Origin of the sequence: Clostridium sp. BSD2780061688st1 H5 (assembly GCF_005845155.1) — a bacterium.
GTDB classification, from domain to species: Bacteria; Bacillota; Clostridia; order Lachnospirales; family Lachnospiraceae; genus Claveliimonas; species Claveliimonas intestinigallinarum.
Genome location: NZ_SPGT01000011.1, coordinates 23,862 through 40,023 on the forward strand (window position 1 = coordinate 23,862; position 16,162 = coordinate 40,023).

The 16,162-nt window shown below is 55.4% G+C and carries 13 protein-coding genes; 5 read left to right on the top strand and 8 right to left on the bottom strand.

Annotated features, from left to right (window positions below; translation table 11 throughout):
* Position 1 precedes the first annotated feature (1 nt).
* From dapB to FGQ86_RS08560, 3 genes are all read right to left on the bottom strand, one after another.
* Positions 2-760 carry a 4-hydroxy-tetrahydrodipicolinate reductase gene (dapB, locus tag FGQ86_RS08550; RefSeq protein WP_138303507.1) on the bottom strand — a complete coding sequence of 253 codons (759 nt, stop codon included), beginning with the start codon at positions 758-760 and terminating at the stop codon, positions 2-4.
* A gap of 125 nt (positions 761-885) precedes the next feature.
* Entirely contained in the window at positions 886-1,776 is an 891-nt protein-coding gene (dapA, locus tag FGQ86_RS08555) for a 4-hydroxy-tetrahydrodipicolinate synthase (RefSeq protein ID WP_033125089.1), read from the bottom strand.
* Between the two features lie 74 nt (positions 1,777-1,850).
* Positions 1,851-2,480 (bottom strand): single-stranded DNA-binding protein, encoded by a 630-nt coding sequence (locus FGQ86_RS08560; RefSeq protein WP_033125088.1) that lies wholly within the window; start codon positions 2,478-2,480, stop codon positions 1,851-1,853.
* A 176-nt stretch (positions 2,481-2,656) separates the two neighbouring features.
* On the opposite strand from FGQ86_RS08560, the gene typA reads away from it, so the two are divergent.
* From typA to raiA, 4 genes are all read left to right on the top strand, one after another.
* Positions 2,657-4,483: a translational GTPase TypA gene (gene typA, locus FGQ86_RS08565; RefSeq protein ID WP_138303510.1), complete on the top strand. Its 1,827-nt coding sequence runs from the start codon at positions 2,657-2,659 to the stop codon at positions 4,481-4,483.
* 24 nt (positions 4,484-4,507) lie between these two features.
* Positions 4,508-5,407: a phosphatase PAP2 family protein gene (locus FGQ86_RS08570; protein WP_138303512.1), complete on the top strand. Its 900-nt coding sequence runs from the start codon at positions 4,508-4,510 to the stop codon at positions 5,405-5,407.
* 18 nt (positions 5,408-5,425) lie between these two features.
* Positions 5,426-6,040, top strand: coding sequence for a hypothetical protein (locus FGQ86_RS08575; protein ID WP_033125085.1), 615 nt, complete (start codon positions 5,426-5,428; stop codon positions 6,038-6,040).
* A gap of 104 nt (positions 6,041-6,144) precedes the next feature.
* Positions 6,145-6,681: a ribosome-associated translation inhibitor RaiA gene (gene raiA / locus FGQ86_RS08580; protein ID WP_033125084.1), complete on the top strand. Its 537-nt coding sequence runs from the start codon at positions 6,145-6,147 to the stop codon at positions 6,679-6,681.
* Positions 6,682-6,718: 37 nt separating this feature from the next.
* Here the strand turns inward: raiA and FGQ86_RS08585 are convergent, their stop codons facing one another.
* Complete coding sequence (locus tag FGQ86_RS08585) at positions 6,719-7,366, bottom strand: YigZ family protein (RefSeq protein ID WP_330635922.1); 648 nt, start codon at positions 7,364-7,366, stop codon at positions 6,719-6,721.
* Positions 7,367-7,516: 150 nt separating this feature from the next.
* On the opposite strand from FGQ86_RS08585, the gene FGQ86_RS08590 reads away from it, so the two are divergent.
* Complete coding sequence (locus FGQ86_RS08590; RefSeq protein WP_033125082.1) at positions 7,517-10,096, top strand: PBP1A family penicillin-binding protein; 2,580 nt, start codon at positions 7,517-7,519, stop codon at positions 10,094-10,096.
* Positions 10,097-10,204: 108 nt separating this feature from the next.
* Here the strand turns inward: FGQ86_RS08590 and FGQ86_RS08595 are convergent, their stop codons facing one another.
* The 4 genes from FGQ86_RS08595 to ftsH form a co-directional block, all read right to left on the bottom strand.
* Positions 10,205-11,134, bottom strand: a complete 930-nt coding sequence (locus FGQ86_RS08595; protein WP_033125081.1) for an ROK family glucokinase — start codon at positions 11,132-11,134, stop codon at positions 10,205-10,207.
* 25 nt (positions 11,135-11,159) lie between these two features.
* Positions 11,160-12,083, bottom strand: a complete 924-nt coding sequence (hprK, locus tag FGQ86_RS08600) for an HPr(Ser) kinase/phosphatase (protein ID WP_033125080.1) — start codon at positions 12,081-12,083, stop codon at positions 11,160-11,162.
* A gap of 47 nt (positions 12,084-12,130) precedes the next feature.
* Positions 12,131-13,981: an excinuclease ABC subunit UvrC gene (gene uvrC / locus FGQ86_RS08605; protein ID WP_138303515.1), complete on the bottom strand. Its 1,851-nt coding sequence runs from the start codon at positions 13,979-13,981 to the stop codon at positions 12,131-12,133.
* 103 nt (positions 13,982-14,084) lie between these two features.
* Positions 14,085-16,067 (bottom strand): ATP-dependent zinc metalloprotease FtsH, encoded by a 1,983-nt coding sequence (gene ftsH / locus FGQ86_RS08610; RefSeq protein WP_033125079.1) that lies wholly within the window; start codon positions 16,065-16,067, stop codon positions 14,085-14,087.
* Positions 16,068-16,162 lie beyond the last annotated feature (95 nt).

A 16,162-nucleotide genomic window follows, 5' to 3' on the forward strand; every position in this document is an offset into this window, starting at 1 on the left:
GCTACAGCTGTATCACGTCCGACATGTCATAGCGGCCGGGTCCCTTTCCCGCCAGGAACTTGGCGGCAGCCACAGCTCCCTTGGCAAAGAGGGCCTTGGAGTAGGCTGTGTGCTTAAACTCGATGACCTCGTCCTCCCCGGCAAAGATCACCTCGTGCTCGCCCACGATGGTGCCTCCCCGTACAGCCGATATGCCGATCTCATGGCTGTCTCTCTTCTTTCTCTGGCCGCTCCTGTCATAGACGTACTCGTAGTCCTCCTCCAGAGCGCCGTTCAGGGCGTCCGCAAGGGCGATGGCGGTGCCGCTGGGGGCGTCCACCTTCTGGTTGTGGTGCCTCTCCACGATCTCCATGTCAAAGCCCTCCGGGGCCAGCACCTTCGCCGCATCCTGCAGAAGCTTCATGAGCAGATTCACTCCCAGGGACATGTTGGCTGACTTGAGGACCGCCGTCCTCTTTGCCGCATCCTCCACTTTTTTCAGCTGCTCCTCAGACAGGCCGGTAGTGCACAGGACAACCGGCATCTGCTTCTCCTGACACCAGTCCAGCAGGTGATCCACAGCCGCCGCGTTGGAGAAGTCGATGACCACATCCACCTCCGCGTCGCAGTCGCTGATATCCCCGAATACCGGATAGTCGTTCAGAGCCTGGGCTCTTGCGTCCACTCCGGCCACGATCTTAAGTTCCGGGTCAGAGGCCGCCATTCTGGTGATGACCTGTCCCATTTTTCCGTTGCATCCGTGCATGATCACTTTTACCATATTGTTTTCCTCCCTTGTGTATGTGTTCAAGTCGTAGATAGATTCAGAAGCCGGCAGGACAGAAAAGGCAGAAAGGCCCCTGCTCTTCCCTGCAGGGGACAGCCTTTCTGCCTCTGTCCGCCTTTTTATGCAAGTTTGATACCAAAATCTCTCATGGCCTGAGCCAGGCTCTTCTCGTGCTCCGGCGTCAGCTCTGTCAGAGGCATGCGCAGTCCGCCGCACTCCATTCCCATCAGGTTCACAGCCTTCTTCACCGGGATGGGGTTCACCTCGCAGAACAGCTGCTCAATGAGGGGGATGGCCTTCACCTGCAGCTCGCAGGCCCCCTTCACATCGCCCGCAAAAAACTTCGCGCAGATGTCGTGGGTCTCCCTCGGAGCCACGTTTGACAGAACCGAGATCACACCCTTTCCGCCCAGGGAGAGGAGAGGCACGATCTGGTCGTCATTTCCTGAGTAGAGATCGAGATTGCCGTCTGTCAGGCTCATGATCTTCGCCACCTGGCTGATATTGCCGGAGGCCTCCTTCACGCCCACAATGTTGGGAACCTCCTTCACCAGGGTAGCCACTGTCTCCGGGGCGATGTTCAGCCCTGTCCGGCTGGCCACACTGTACATGATGATGGGTGCCTTGGCCTCGGCGGCCACGGCCTTGTAGTGGGCGATCAGTCCGTTCTGAGTAGCCTTGTTGTAGTAGGGGGTCACGATGAGCAGTCCATCCACGCCGTCCTCCACGGCCTCCTTTGACATATCGATAGTCGTATATGTAGCATTGGAGCCTGTGCCCGCGATTACGGGAAGGCGGTGCTTCGTCCGCTCCACCGCGAATTTGATACACTCCATATGTTCCTCTTCTGATAAAGTGGATGACTCTCCCGTAGTCCCGCAGATGATCAGACTGTCCGTCCCGTTCTCGCAATGATAGTCGATCAGCTCATCCAGTTTATCAAAATTCACGCTTCCGTCTTCATGAAACGGAGTAACCAGCGCTACTCCTGCGCCTGTAAAAATAGCCATAGTTTTCCTCCTGCCCTTAAAAAATTTATCTTTAAAAAGTGTATCATTATTCATTTCCAATGTCAATGGAACCCTCAGTCGTCCATGCACTCCAGCTTGCTCACAGACACCTCGTAGGCCGTGCGCTTCTCCGACTCGGTCTCTGACAGCCGCTTCACATACTCCCTGCTCTGGATCCTCCCCAGCACCTGCACGTGCTCGCCCACCTCAAAGGAGGCGGCAAACCTGGCGTTCCTTCCCCAGCAGATGCAGGGAATGTAGTCAGACTTCCCGTAGGGCCTGTTTACGGCCAGCAGGAGATCCGCGATCTCTCTGCCCAGGGGCGTCTTCCGGTAGACAGGCAGCTTGCAGATGTAGCCGTCCAGCAGGATGGTGTTCGTCTTTGCCCCGTCCGGCTCCTCGTCGATGAAGGATATCTCCCGCACAAAGACAGAGAGGATCAGCCGGTTCTTCTGCTCCTCGTGCCGATTGTAGGACCGGAACTGTCCGCTGGCCATGATAAACTCCCCTGTGTAGTCCTGGGTCACGTCCAGGAGGCGCTCCGAGATCATGAGCGGGATCCTGTCCTTGGAGCTGCTAAGGCGCCTCACCAGCACATCCACCATATAAAAGCCTTCCCCGAACACCGTGTGGCTGAAGGTGAAGCCGGACGCGATCTGTCCCATAATAGTTACCTGGTTGTTTTCAATGATCTTATCTGACATGGTCTTAATATCTCCCTTCCTCTTGATCGTATTTTGATGCTTTTAGAGTCAATACCTAATCTATGCGGGAATTGCATATATTAGAACTATATTCCTTGTTTTTTTTCCGAAATATGATACACTATTAAAGTTACAGAAAAAAAGTTTAAAATAAGAAGAGAAAAGGAAGATTTCATATGAAGACAAAACGCGAAGATGTGCGTAATATTGCGATCATCGCCCATGTTGACCATGGCAAGACAACACTTGTGGATGAACTTTTAAAGCAGAGCGGCGTGTTCCGCGAGAATCAGGAGGTGGCCGAGAGGGTCATGGACTCCAACGATATCGAGCGGGAACGTGGAATTACCATTCTCTCCAAAAATACAGCCGTCTTCTATAAGGGGACAAAGATCAATATCGTAGACACGCCGGGACACGCCGACTTCGGCGGCGAGGTGGAGCGCGTGCTGAAGATGGTAAACGGGGTCATCCTTGTTGTGGACGCCTTTGAGGGAGCCATGCCCCAGACAAAGTTCGTCCTGCGCAAGGCCCTGGAGCTGGATCTGCCTGTCATCGTCTGCATCAACAAAATCGATCGGCCGGAGGCCCGGCCGGCGGAGGTCATCGATGAAGTACTGGAGCTCTTCATCGACCTGGATGCCTCCGAGGAGCAGCTGGACTGTCCCTTCATCTACGCCTCAGCCAAGGACGGATACGCCATGCTGGACATGGACGACAAGCCGGAAAACATGATCCCGCTTTTCGAGACTATCCTGGACTATATTCCCGCCCCGGAGGGAGACCCGGACGCTCACACCCAGGTGCTCATCAGCACCATCGACTACAACGAGTATGTGGGCCGGATCGGCATCGGCAAGGTGGACAACGGTACCATCCGCACCAACCAGGATGTGGTCGTGGTCAACCACCACGACCCGGAGCGCCAGGAGAAGGTGCGCATCAGCAGGCTCTATGAGTTTGACGGACTGAACCGGGTGGAGGTCAAAGAGGCCACCATCGGTTCCATCGTGGCCATCTCCGGCATCGCGGACCTGTCCATCGGTGACACCATCTGCTCGCCCGAGAACCCCCAGGCCATCCCCTTCCAGAAGATCTCCGAGCCCACCATTGCCATGCAGTTCAAGGTCAACGACAGCCCCTTTGCCGGCAGGGAGGGCAAATACGTGACATCCCGGCACCTCCGCGACCGCCTCTTCCGGGAGCTGAACACAGATGTCAGCCTCCGGGTGGAGGAGACCGAGGACATGGATACCTTTAAGGTGTCCGGCCGGGGTGAGCTCCATCTGTCCGTCCTCATTGAGAACATGCGCCGGGAGGGCTACGAGTTCGCTGTCAGCAAGGCGGAGGTTCTCTACAAGAAGGATGAGAGCGGAAAACTCCTGGAGCCCATGGAGATGGCCTACATCGACGTGCCGGATGAATTTACGGGCGTAGTCATCGAAAAGCTGGGCCAGAGAAAAGGGGAGCTGCGCAGCATGGGTCCCATCGGCGGCAATTACACCCGGATGGAGTTCTCCATCCCCTCCCGCGGACTTATCGGCTACAGAGGAGACTTCCTGACGGACACAAAGGGAAACGGCATCATGAACACCGCCTTTGACGGATACGCCCCTTACAAGGGAGACATCCAGTACCGGAAGCAGGGCTCCCTCATCGCCTACGAGACCGGAGAGTCTGTCACCTACGGCCTCTACAGCGCCCAGGAGAGGGGTACCCTCTTTATCGGGCCCGGCGAGAAGGTGTACGCCGGAATGGTCATCGGCGAAAACGGCAAGACGGATGACATCGAGGTCAATGTCTGCAAGACTAAGCACCTCACCAACACCCGCTCCTCCAGCGCGGACGAGGCGCTCCGCCTGACGCCGCCGCGGATCCTCAGCCTGGAGCAGGCCCTGGACTTCATCGACACGGACGAGCTTCTGGAGGTAACTCCCGAGTCGCTGCGCATCCGCAAGAAGATCCTGGATCCCAAGCTCCGCAAGAGGAGCAATAATAAATAATCTTTCTGATCACAAGGAGCATTTATGGTTTTTTTATGGTTTCTGGAGTCGCTGCGCACCCCAGCCGCAGACCGGATCATGCAGTTTATCACACAGCTTGGGGAGGAGACAGCGGTCATACTGGTGCTCTGTCTCCTCTACTGGTGCGTCAGCAAAGGGCTGGCCCTCCAGATCGGCTTTTCCTACTTTCTGGCAGGGCTTGCCGTGCAGACTCTGAAGATCACTTTCCGGGTGCCCCGCCCCTGGGTGCTGGATCCTGCCTTCTCCCCCGTGGAGAGCGCAGTGCCTGCGGCCACAGGCTACTCCTTTCCAAGCGGCCACACCCAGAGCGCTGCCTGCCTGTACGGATCCCTGGGCCTCCAGACCTCCAGAAAGGGGCTGCGATGGCTCTGCTTTGCCGTCGTCCTGCTGGTGGGCTTCTCCCGCATGTACCTGGGATGCCACACGCCCTGGGACGTGCTGGGCTCCCTGGCCGTATCCGCCCTTTTTATATGGCTGACCCGGCGGTTCCTGCCCCGGCTGACAGCCGACCCGGTTTCCATGCGTGTCTTCTTCGCGCTGCTCCTTCTGGTCTGTCTGGGGATCACGGTCTTAGCCCTCCTCCTTCGCCAATACGGCCTCCTGCCCCAGGTGTACGCCGTGGACTGCTTCAAGGCTGTGGGCGCCGGACTGGGCTTTGCCGTGGGATGGTATCTGGAGGCCACCAGGCTCCGGTTTCAGACCGCCGCTCCCTGTCTCTGGATGCAGGCTGTCAAATTCGCGGCCGGTATTTTCGGGATTTTTGTCCTGAACAGCACCATTCCCCTCATCACGGGCGAATGTGTGATTGCAAAAATCATAAAATACTTTATACTGGTATTATGGATCATGGTAATCTATCCCGCCCTCTTCAGCCGGGTAGTGCCGCCCTGTCCGAAAAACTAATACCCAAAGGAGGATTTTATGAAAAAGTATTTCGCCGCTTTTCTCTCCCGTCTGGCCATGTTCATGGAATTTTTTATCTCCATCATGCTGGCCGTCGGCATCATTCTTCTGTGCTTACGGCTTGCCAGCTCCCTGATCTACATACCGGACCTGGACAGGTACCCGAACTACGAAGATCTCCTTGAGGCCTGCTTTGAGCTCATCATCGGCGTGGAGCTGATACGGATGATGTACTACCACACGCCGGACACCGTGTTCGAGGTGCTCCTCTTTGCCATTGCCAGGCAGATCATCATCGACCACTCTTCCGCTTTTTCCAGCCTGATCGGCGTGTGCGCCATCGCTGTCCTGTTCGCCACGAGGAAATATCTCTTCTTCGGCTTTGACCTGGCAGAGAAAAATATGTTCCGGGGCTCGTCCCGGGTGCGGGTAGTCAATAAGATCATGGGGTGTCAGATCCCCCACGAGACGGACGCCGAGACACTGGAGGCTGTCCTGCGGGCAAAATGCAGGGCAGAGGATATTGAACCCAGAGAGGGGGCCTGCGTCTATTTTGAAGATACCGGCCTGCGGGTGGCCAAAATGCGTGACGGAAAAATTTCAAGAATTGAAGTAATACATGCTATACATTGACAGAAAAACATGTTATACTCCTTATATCAGATAGAAATGAATTGTCCTACATTTTTGTCAGACATTATTTCTCCTGAAATCATATCGTAAAGGAGTTGGACAGCATGAAATTTATCATTAGTGGAAAGAACATCGAGATCACGCCCGGCTTAAAAGACACCATTACACGCAAGCTCGGTAAACTGGAGAGGTACTTCACCCCTGACACCGAGATCATCGTCACACTGAGCGTGGAAAAGGAACGCCAGAAGATTGAGGTGACCATTCCTGTAAAGGGAAATATTATCCGCTCCGAACAGGTCAGCAGCGACATGTATGTATCCATTGATCTTGTGGAGGAAGTCATTGAGAGACAGCTTCGCAAATATAAAACAAAGCTCATCGCGAGACATCAGGACGGCAGCAATTTCAAGCAGGAATTCTTCGACGAGGAGGACGCTCCCGAGAGCGACGAGGAAATTAAGATCGTCCGCACAAAGCGCTTCGGCATCAAGCCTATGTATCCGGAGGATGCCTGCATCCAGATGGAGCTTCTGGGGCACGATTTCTTCGTATTCTGCAACGCGGAGACCGATGAGGTGAATGTCGTATATAAGAGAAAGAACGGAACCTTCGGCCTGATCGAGCCGGAATTCCAGTAAAAATACAGTCTTCCAAAATACAGGTCCTGGAATGAAATCATTCCAGGACCTGTATTTTTCCGTCTATGTCGCCGTAGAAGCACTTTCCCGCCTCCTCCAGCACCGCTTTCCCGTTTGTCCCGTCTGTCAGCTCCTCCTCCAGGGCAGGCCAAAGCGCCTCCGGCACCAGGGCGGTCAGCTCCACCTTCTCTGTGTAGGAGCTGTCCAGCACCGGTATGCCCCTCTCTCCCAGAATGTACTGTATCTTTCCCAGGCCGGTGTAATCTGTGGTGATCTTCAGTTTAACTCCCTGTATCCTGGTTATAATCAAAGAGGAGGCCAGTCCTTCCTTCGCCGCACCCTGGTAGGCTCTCACAAGTCCCCCTGTGCCCAGGAGGATACCGCCGAAATACCGGGTTACCACCACCGCCGTGTCATGGATGTTCTCCCCCAGGAGCACATCCAGCATGGGCCTGCCCGCCGTGCCGCCCGGCTCCCCGTCATCGCTGTACCGCTGTATGTCCTGGTGATCCCCGATGACGTAGGCGTAGCAGTTGTGCCTGGCGTCCCAGTACTTCTTCCTGACCGTTTCGATAAACTCCGCGGCCTCCTCCTCGCTCTTTACCGGGCGGACTGTGGCGATAAATCTGGACCTTTTCTCCGTGATCTCCCCTTCTCCGCCCCGGAATACCATTCTGTGATCCACTTTGCGTTCCTCCTCTGTTCTTTGCGCTGTCATCTACTACTATAACGGATTTCTTAAGTTTTTCCTACCTAAATATGAAGTTTTCATTTTTTTCTTTATTTCAATATGTATATTTGCTATAATGTCTAAAGTATGAAGGAGGCTGAATACATGAATTATGGAAAGAAAAAGGCTTCTAAAAAACAAAAGCAGATAACGTCGAAATCAACCATGCAGGGTAAGCGGGTCACTGTCCGGCTGTTGAAGGCTTTTATCCTGTGTGTTCTTGCTATATGTATCATCGGGATGATCGGCGGTCTGATTTTTGTGAAGAGGATCCTTGACAATTCACCGGAGGTCACACCTGACGATGTGCGTCCGAAAGGGTACACGACCATCGTCTACGCTGACGACGGGGCCACTGAGCTGGAGCGGTTCGTGGAGGCCGGCTCCAACCGCGAATACAAATCCATCGACCAGATCCCCGTGGATCTGCAGCACGCTTTCGTCGCCATTGAGGACGAGCGCTTCTATGAGCACAACGGTATTGACCCGCAGGGTATCCTGCGAGCCGCTGTCACGGGAATTACTTCAGGCGGCGACTTCTCACAGGGAGCCAGCACGCTGACCCAGCAGCTCATAAAGAACAACGTCTTTCCCGACTTTGTAAATGAGGAAACCTTTTACGACCGTCTGGAGAGAAAGATCCAGGAGCAGTTCCTGGCTCTGGACATCGAAAAACAGATGTCAAAGGACGAAATCATGGAGGCATATCTGAACACCATCAACCTGGGGCAGAACACCCTGGGCGTGCAGTCCGCCTCCAAGCGCTATTTCAACAAGGATGTATCCGAGCTGACGCTGTCCGAGTGCGCGGTTCTCGCCAGCATCACCCAGAACCCGTCCCTCTACAATCCCATCACCAACCCAGACGCCAACGCGAAACGGCGCACCGAGGTTCTGAACAAGATGCTGGATCAGGGATATATCGACCAGGCGGCCTACGATGAGGCGGCAGCCGACGACGTGTACGCCAGAATTCAGGCTGTCAACGCGGCCATCGGAGAGGATTCACCTTATTCCTATTTTATAGACGCCCTCTCCGAGCAGGTCATCGACGATCTCATGTCCCGCCTCGGGTACACGGAAAGCCAGGCATACAACGCCCTCTACAGCGGCGGCCTGACTATCATCTCCACACAGAACACTGCCATGCAGCAGATCTGCGATGAGGAGATGAACAATGACGCCAACTTCCCATGGCTGAAGGAGTACGGTCTCTCCTACGCGCTGACCGTCACCCGGGCGGACGGCACCATAGAGAACTACGGCTCTGAGAGCGTGGAGGCGTACAGGGAAAACACCTATGGCATTGAAAACGCCCTCATCTTTTCCTCCGAGGACGCTGCCAGAGCTATGGTGGAGGAGTGGAAGGCCACGATTGCCCAGGAGGGCGACACCTATGACGAGCGCATCACCATCACGCCTCAGCCCCAGGCTTCTGTCACCATCATCGACCAGGCCACCGGCCAGATCAAGGCCATGGTAGGCGGAAGGGGCGCCAAGGAGACAAGCCAGAGCCTGAACAGGGCCTACAGAGGCTCCACAAGGCAGCCGGGTTCCTGCTTCAAGATCCTGGCCACCTACGCCCCCGCCCTGGACACGAACCAGATCACGCTGGCCAGCGTCTTTGACGACCAGCCCTGGCATTACTCAAACGGCACGGAATTCAAGAACGTGGGCAACAAGTACTACGGCAACGTCACCGTCCGGGAGGCCATCGCCCAGTCCATGAACTCTGTGGCCGTGCAGACCATACAGCAGATCGGTCCCCAGCTGGGATATGAGTACGCAAAGAACAACTTTTCCATGAGCTCACTTGTGGAGAGTGATATGTACGAGCCCATCGCTCTGGGAGGTCTGACAAATGGTGTATACAACTATGAGCTGTGCGCGGCCTTTGCGTCCATCGCCAACGGCGGCGTATACAACACGCCAACCCTATACTCAAAGATCCTGGATCACGACGGCAATGTGCTGATCGAGAACCCCACGGAGTCTCATCAGTCCGTCAAGGACAGCACAGCCGCTCTCCTCACAAGCGCCATGCAGAGCGTTGTGGAGGAGGGAAGCGGATCAGCCGCTGCCCTGGACAACATGCCGGTAGCCGGCAAGACGGGAACAGCGGACAGTGACAAGGATATCTGGTTCTGCGGCTTCACCCCCTATTACACCTGTGCGGTGTGGGGCGGCTACGATGACCCGAAATCCATGACCAACATTGACACTACCTTCCGTTTCCGGATCTGGAAGTCCATTATGAGCCGCATCCACGCGGGTCTGGAGACAAAGCAGTTTGAGATGCCCACATCGGTGGAGCAGAAGACCATCTGCACAGTGACCGGGCAGCTCGCGAGGCCTGGATGCCCCTCAAGGACAGAGTTCTTTGCGTCAGACAATTCACCTACAGAGACCTGTCCGGGACACGGTTCTACGGGATCCACCGACGACACAGGAACTGACACCACCACTGATGGCAGCACTTCCGACACTAGCGGAGGCAGCACCACCACGACCACACCGGGCAGCGGCGGAGATACTACCCCCACTCCCGATCCGGGCGCCGGAGGCGGCGGAGGTGGCGGCGAAACCACCAATCCTGATCCGGGCACCGGAGGCGGAGGTGGCGGCGAAACCACCAATCCTGATCCGGGCACCGGAGGCGGAGGTGGCGGCGAAACCACCGGATAGAAATCAAAATAAAAGCAGGTGCGAATGAGCAGCAGCTCATTCACACCTGCTTTTATTTATACCTCTTTTTTCTACATCTCTGCCTATATCCACCCGGCTCTGTCCGTGTCAGATGATCAGCCTTGCCGCTCCGCAGATACCGGCGTCATTGCCCAGTGTGGCCAGCACGATCTTTGTATCCTTGTTGGCAAAGAAAGCCTTCTCCTGGAAGGGCTTCTCGATGAAAGGCAGAAGGGCAGGTCCCGCATTGGAAACGCCGCCGCCGATGACGATCATCTCGGGATCCACGATCACTGCCATGTTGGCGAGGGCATGTCCCAGATAAGCTCCAAACTCCTCCGCAATCTCAATCGCCACTCTGTCGTCCTTCTTCACCGCGTCAAAGACTGACTTTGCGCTGAGGTTTTTCCCCTCCAGCAGCGTCTTCCCGTGTAGCTTTGCAAGGCGCAGCTTTGCAAGACGGGCGATTCCTGTGGCGGACGCGTACTGCTCCAGACATCCGGTCTTCCCGCAGCCGCACTTTTCTGTCTCGCTGTAGTTCACACAGATATGTCCGATCTCGCCGCCGGCTCCGTTTGCCCCTGCAATGACATGTCCCTGGCAGATCACGCCGCCGCCCACGCCAGTGCCCAGCGTCACCATAATCATGTTGCTGCAGCCCTTTCCGGCTCCCAGCCACATCTCGCCCAGGGCCGCCACATTGGCATCGTTTCCGATTTCAGCCCGGATTCCCGGCAGAAGCTCCTCCATCTCCTTTTTAACATTTTTATAGCCCCATCCGATATTGGCGCTGTTCTTTACAATTCCTTCACTAACCGGAGCCGGCACGCCGACTCCCACGCCCGCTGTCTCCTCCGCGGAAATTCCTTTTTCCTCCATCTTAGCGCGGACAGAGGCCGCGATATCCGGCAGGACCTGCTTTCCCTCATTCTCTGTGTGAGTCTTGATCTCCCATTTCTCGTACAGCTCTCCCTCCGTGGAAAACAGTCCCATCTTCACGGTTGTTCCGCCAATATCTACTCCAAAACAATACTTCATCTTCTGACTCCCTATTCCTTATTTTCTATTTCTTTGCCAGGTTCCTCTGCACCCTTTTGTACAGCTCCTCCGCCGCGTTATAGCCCATCTTCTTCTGTCTGTAGTTGATGGCCGCCGTCTCCACGATGATGGAGAGGTTACGCCCGGGACGGATGGGAAGCTGATGGCAGACAACCTTGTTGCCGAGGAACTCTGTGTACTGCTCCTCCATACCAAGCCTGTCGTATTTCTTCTCCCTGTCCCAGTCCTCCAGGGTGATGACCAGCTCGATATTCTGGGTCTCCCTGACGCTCTGCACGCCGTAGAGCATTTTGACATCCACAATACCGATACCGCGCAGCTCGATAAAATGCTTTGTCACGTCGGGCGCGGTTCCCACCAGGGTGTCGTCACTGACCTTGCGGATCTCCACCACGTCGTCGCTGACAAGACGGTGTCCCCTTCTCACCAGCTCCAGAGCCGCCTCGCTCTTGCCGATGCCACTCTCGCCCATGATCATCACGCCCACGCCGTACACATCTACCAGTACGCCGTGGATGGAAATGCAGGGCGCCAGCTGCACATTCAGCCAGCGGATCAGCTCTGCGGTAAAGGCGGAGGTCTTCATCTCCGTGGAGAAGATGGGCACATCCAGCTCCTGCGCCTTCTCCAGCAGCTCCTGATCCGGCTTCAGGGCACGACAGAAGATAATGCAGGGGATCTTGTAGGCGAGCAGCGTCTCGTAGACCTTGATCTTTGTGGCCTCATCCATCTGCTCTAAAAACGTATATTCCACATATCCGATAATCTGCACTCTCTCCGCGTCGAAATGGTCAAAGAAGCCTGTAAGCTGCAGAGCCGGCCTGTTGATATCCGGCACCTCCACATATTTGTCAGCCAGCCCCACGTCGGGAGTCAGATTTTTCAGGTTCATCTTCTCGACGATCTTCTGAATTTCTATTTTTGACATGTCTTATCTCCTTTTCTGTTTTTAAATACTATGACAAGTATAACACATCAGTGAAAAAACTTATACACCTCCTGCGCTGATTTTTCATTCATGCTGGGCAGTTTTTTCAGGTCCTCCACATCCGCCTGCCGTATCTCATCCAGGCTGGCAAAATGCTTCATCAGATCCTTTCTCCTGGCCGGCCCCACCCCGGGGATATCGTCCAGGACAGAATGAACCTGCTCCTTGCTGCGCAGCTTTCTGTGAAACTCTATGGCAAACCGGTGGGCCTCGTCCTGTATCCTGGTGATCAGCTTAAAGCCCTCTGAATTCCGGTCAATGGGAAGCTCTTTATTATTATAGTAGAGTCCTCTGGTACGATGGCTGTCGTCCTTCACCATACCGCACACAGGTATGTTCAGGTGGAGCTCATCCAGCACCTGGAGGGCGATCCCTACCTGTCCCTTTCCTCCGTCCATGAGGATCAGGTCCGGAAAGGCGGTAAAGCTTCCCGTCTCCTTCCCCTCTTCCCGCTCCTCCAGGCCGTGGCGGAACCTTCTTGTCAGCACCTCTTTCATGCTGGCGTAGTCGTCCGGCCCCTGGACGCTCTTAATGCGGAATTTGCGGTAATCGTTTCTCTTTGGCTTTCCCTTCTCGTAGACCACCATAGAACCGACAGAGGCAAACCCGCTGATATTGGAGATGTCATAGGCCTCCATCCGGTTCAGGTGCTCCAGGCCAAGAAGGCGGGCAATCTCCTTCACCGCGCCGATGGTGCGGCCCTCCTCCCGCTTCAGCCTCTCCCTGTCCTTACTGAGCACCAGGGCAGCATTCTTTTCCGCCAGCTCCACCAGCTTCTCCTTTGTCCCTTTTTTGGGCACACGGATATGCACCCTGTGGCCTCGCTTCTGGCTCAGCCATTCCTCCAGGACCTCCCCGTCCTCGATCTCAGTCTGGGTCATCAGCTCCGCCGGTATATAGGGTGTACCGGCGTAGAACTGCTTGATAAAGCTGGAGATGATCTCCCCTGTGGTCTCGTCCCCGCTCAGCTTCAGATAAAAATGGTCTCTCCCGATCAGCCTGCCGCCCCGGATAAAGAAGACCTGCACCACCGCGTCCTCTTTGTCCGTGGCTGCCGCCAGGATATCCCTGTCGTTGCCGGCTGTGTCGGTAATCTTCTGCTTCTGGGCGATCTTCTTCACGCTTCCCAGAAGCTCCCTGTACTCGATGGCCTTCTCGAACTCCAGGTCCTCGGAGGCCTTCATCATCTTCTCCTCCAGCTCCTTCAAAATAACCTCATAATTTCCTCCCAAAAAGCGGAGCACCTCGTCTATGGATTTCCTGTAGGTCTCCTGGGACACGTACCCCTGACAGGGGGCGTCGCACTGGTGGATATGATAGTTCAGGCAGGGCCTCTCCTTCCCCGTATCTCTGGGAAGGCGGCGGTTGCAGCTCCTCACCTTGTACAGCTTGCGGATCAGCTCGATGGTGTCCTTGACAGCCCCCGCGCTCGTGTAGGGGCCAAAGTATTTCGCCTTGTCCTTCACCATGCGCCTGGCCATCATGATCCGGGGAAAGGGCTCATCCACCGACACCTTGATAAAGGGATAGGCCTTGTCGTCCATGAGCATGGTGTTGTATTTGGGCCTGTGCTCCTTGATCAGATTACACTCCAGGACAAGGGCCTCCAGCTCCGAATCTGTCACAATGTACTCAAAGCGGGTGATGTGGGTCACCATCTGCTCAATCTTCACGCTCTTGCCTCGGCTGCTCTGGAAATACTGCCGCACCCGATTCTTCAGGCTGATAGCCTTCCCCACATAGATGATCTCATCCTTCTCATCGTGCATCAGATACACGCCGGGCTTCCCCGGCAATTTTTTCAGTTCTTCCTGTATATCAAAATTACTGTTTTCCATATTCCTGCTTTCCATGGTTAACATTATACTGTCCCGCATGAAAAAGGACAAGGGAAAATCTTCCCCTGTCCTAAACTCAAGCCTTAGTTATCTCACAATCCGCTTATACTGTGCTGTTGTTCTCAGTTTCGCTCTCATCTGTTGCCGTCTCTTCAGTGTTGCCCTCCACCGGCTTCATGGAGATGCGGGCCTCCTTCGGCTCCTCGCCGTCCTGCCTGTCCTCAGTCTCGGGAAGTCCCTCTACCTCCCGGAAGATCTTCATAAACTCTTTTCCGGTGATGGTCTCCTTCTCAATCAGGAAGGCAGCGATCCTGTCCAGCGCCTCCCTGTGCTCGCTCAGCAGCCTCTTGGCCTCCTCATAGGCCCCCTTGAGCATCTTCATCACTTCCTGGTCGATCTCAGAGGCTGTCTCCTGGCCGCAGTTCAGGACCGGTCTTCCATCCAGATAGCGGTTCTGGATCGACTCAAGGCCGATCAGGCCAAATCTCTCGCTCATGCCGTACTGGGTGATCATGGCCCTGGCAATGCTTGTGGCCTTCTCGATATCGTTGGAGGCTCCGGTTGTGACTGTGTCAAAGACGATCTCCTCGGCGGCACGGCCTGCCAGCATACCTACCAGCATGGCCTCCAGCTCCTTCTTCGTGTTCAGGAACTTCTCCTCCTCAGGCGTCTGCATCACATAGCCGAGGGCTCCCATGGTCCTGGGGACGATGGTGATCTTCTGCACCGGCTCCGCGTGCTTCTCGAGAGCGCTCACAAGGGCGTGCCCCACCTCGTGGTAGGATACGATCCTTCTCTCCTCCTGGCTCATGATACGGTCCTTCTTCTCCTTGCCCACAAGGACTGTCTCCACCGCCTCAAAGAGGTCGCTCTGAGAGACAGCGTTTCTGCCGTGCTTCACCGCATTGATAGCGGCCTCGTTGATCATGTTGGCCAGGTCTGAGCCCACAGCGCCGGATGTGGCCAGGGCAATGGCCTCCAGATCCACGGTCTCATCCATGCGCACGTCCTTGGCGTGAACCTTCAGCACGTCGATACGGCCCTTCAGATCCGGCCGCTCCACGATGATCCGCCTGTCGAACCGTCCCGGGCGCAGAAGCGCCGGATCCAGGATCTCCGGACGGTTGGTGGCTGCCAGAAGAAGCAGTCCCTTATTTGTGTCAAATCCATCCATCTCCGCCAGGAGCTGGTTCAGTGTCTGCTCCCTCTCGTCGTTGCCGCCAAGCTGGGTGTCGCGGCTCTTTCCGATGGCGTCGATCTCATCGATGAAAATGATACAGGGCGCCATCTGCTGGGCCTGCTTGAAAAGGTCGCGGACTCTGGAAGCGCCCACGCCCACATACATCTCCACAAAGGCCGATCCTGACAGGGAGAAGAAGGGCACCTTCGCCTCCCCCGCTACCGCCTTGGCAAGCAGCGTCTTTCCGGTTCCCGGAGGTCCCACAAGGAGGGCGCCCTTGGGAAGCTTGGCCCCCACGCCGGTATACTTTCCCGGATTGTGCAGGAAATCCACTACCTCCTGGAGTGACTCCTTGGCCTCGTCCTGGCCCGCCACATCCTTGAAGGTGACGCCTGTCTGCTTCTCCACATACATCTTGGCGTTACTCTTTCCAATACCCATCATGCCGCCGCCCTTGGACATCTTCTTTGTAAACCACACGCAGAGGCCCACAATGCAGGCAATGGGAAGGAAGGTAAAAATGATACTCAGCAGCATGGAGGATGTGGTGTCAGGTATCTCCTGGTTCACCTCCACTCCCGCATCCAGCAGGCGGTCCACAAGCTGGTCATCGTTGACGATACCCGTGTAGTATTCCTTCTGCACAGTGTCGTCCTTTCCCTGCTTGGCTGTTATATCGATCTGGTTGGCTCCTATATCAACCTTTTCTACGTCTCCGTCCTCTACCATCTTGATAAACTTGTTGTAGGATATCTCCTCAGCGCTCTCCATTCCCTGGAACTGGAAGAGGAGCAGCACGAGGATCGTTGTGATCAGCGTTACGATCAAAACGAACGAGGCTCCCTGCCGGTTGTTCCGGTTCGGATCCTGGTTGTTATTTCTGTTCTGATTGTTCTGGTTGTCCATATTTCTCCTCCTGTACGTATGTACCATCTTATTATAAGTATCCCCTGTTTTAAAATCAATAAAAACATTATGAAAAGATTGTAAACTCGGGCTTT

Coding starts and splice junctions, on each gene's coding strand:
- FGQ86_RS08570 (WP_138303512.1), top strand. CDS start 4,508: ATGGTTTTTTTATGGTTTCTGGAGTCGCTGCGCACCCCAGCCGCAGAC.
- hprK (WP_033125080.1), bottom strand. CDS start 12,083: ATGTCAAAAATAGAAATTCAGAAGATCGTCGAGAAGATGAACCTGAAA.
- FGQ86_RS08560 (WP_033125088.1), bottom strand. CDS start 2,480: ATGTCAGATAAGATCATTGAAAACAACCAGGTAACTATTATGGGACAG.
- FGQ86_RS08575 (WP_033125085.1), top strand. CDS start 5,426: ATGAAAAAGTATTTCGCCGCTTTTCTCTCCCGTCTGGCCATGTTCATG.
- FGQ86_RS08590 (WP_033125082.1), top strand. CDS start 7,517: ATGAATTATGGAAAGAAAAAGGCTTCTAAAAAACAAAAGCAGATAACG.
- FGQ86_RS08595 (WP_033125081.1), bottom strand. CDS start 11,134: ATGAAGTATTGTTTTGGAGTAGATATTGGCGGAACAACCGTGAAGATG.
- raiA (WP_033125084.1), top strand. CDS start 6,145: ATGAAATTTATCATTAGTGGAAAGAACATCGAGATCACGCCCGGCTTA.
- uvrC (WP_138303515.1), bottom strand. CDS start 13,981: ATGGAAAACAGTAATTTTGATATACAGGAAGAACTGAAAAAATTGCCG.
- dapA (WP_033125089.1), bottom strand. CDS start 1,776: ATGGCTATTTTTACAGGCGCAGGAGTAGCGCTGGTTACTCCGTTTCAT.
- typA (WP_138303510.1), top strand. CDS start 2,657: ATGAAGACAAAACGCGAAGATGTGCGTAATATTGCGATCATCGCCCAT.
- dapB (WP_138303507.1), bottom strand. CDS start 760: ATGGTAAAAGTGATCATGCACGGATGCAACGGAAAAATGGGACAGGTC.
- ftsH (WP_033125079.1), bottom strand. CDS start 16,067: ATGGACAACCAGAACAATCAGAACAGAAATAACAACCAGGATCCGAAC.